Source organism: Streptococcus sp. F2, from assembly GCF_056500955.1.
The window spans coordinates 1-949 of record NZ_JBWKAI010000066.1 but is presented as its reverse complement, the minus strand read 5'-3'; the positions used below and the strand labels follow the sequence as shown (position 1 = coordinate 949).

1 protein-coding gene is annotated in these 949 nt (G+C 46.2%); it reads left to right on the top strand.

The annotated features are described in order from the left end of the window. Positions 1-949: tagatose-bisphosphate aldolase (gene lacD, locus ACYTR8_RS10280; protein WP_479642119.1), on the top strand; the 949-nt coding region annotated here is incomplete at both ends.

Here is a 949-nt window from a genome sequence, read left to right as displayed (position 1 = left end):
TTATTTAGAAAAAGTGAGCCACCGAGGAATCATTTCAGCTCTGGCTTTTGACCAACGTGGCGCCTTAAAACGCATGATGGCAGCTCATCAGGAAGCAGAGCCAAGGGTTGAGCAAATGGAAACCCTGAAAGTTTTGGTATCAGAGGAGTTGACCCCTTATGCTTCATCCATTTTGTTAGACCCTGAATATGGCTTGCCAGCAATCAAGGTTCGTGATGACAATGCTGGCCTGCTCCTAGCCTATGAAAAAACAGGCTACGATGCGACTACAACTAGTCGTCTACCTGATTGTCTGGTAGAATGGTCTGTTAAGCGACTGAAAGAAGCTGGGGCTGATGCCATCAAATTTCTACTCTACTATGATGTGGACGGCGATGAGCAAATCAACTTGCAAAAACAGGCCTACATTGAACGTATCGGTTCTGAGTGCACTGCTGAAGATATTCCTTTCTTCCTTGAAATACTGAGCTATGACGAAACCATTGCAGACAATAGCAGCACAGCTTTTGCAAAGGTGAAGCCTCATAAGGTCAACGGAGCAATGACCGTTTTCTCTGATGACCGGTTTGGCATTGACGTTCTTAAAGTTGAAGTGCCGGTTAACATGGCCTATGTGGACGGTTTTGCTAAAGGTGAAGTGCTTTACAGTCAAGAAGAGGCTGCTCAGGCCTTTCGAGATCAAGAAGCCGCTAGCCATTTGCCTTATATTTATTTGAGTGCCGGTGTATCTGCCCAACTCTTCCAAGAAACTTTGCGTTTTGCGGCAGCAGCAGGTGCTAAATTTAGTGGGGTGCTTTGTGGACGTGCTACTTGGGCAGGAGCTGTTCCGGTTTATATTAGAGAGAGCGAGGAGGCAGCTAGGAACTGGCTCCGTACTGAAGGTTTCCAAAATATTGACGAGTTGAACAAGGTGTTGGAAGCAACAGCTACTCCTTGGACAGAAAAAATC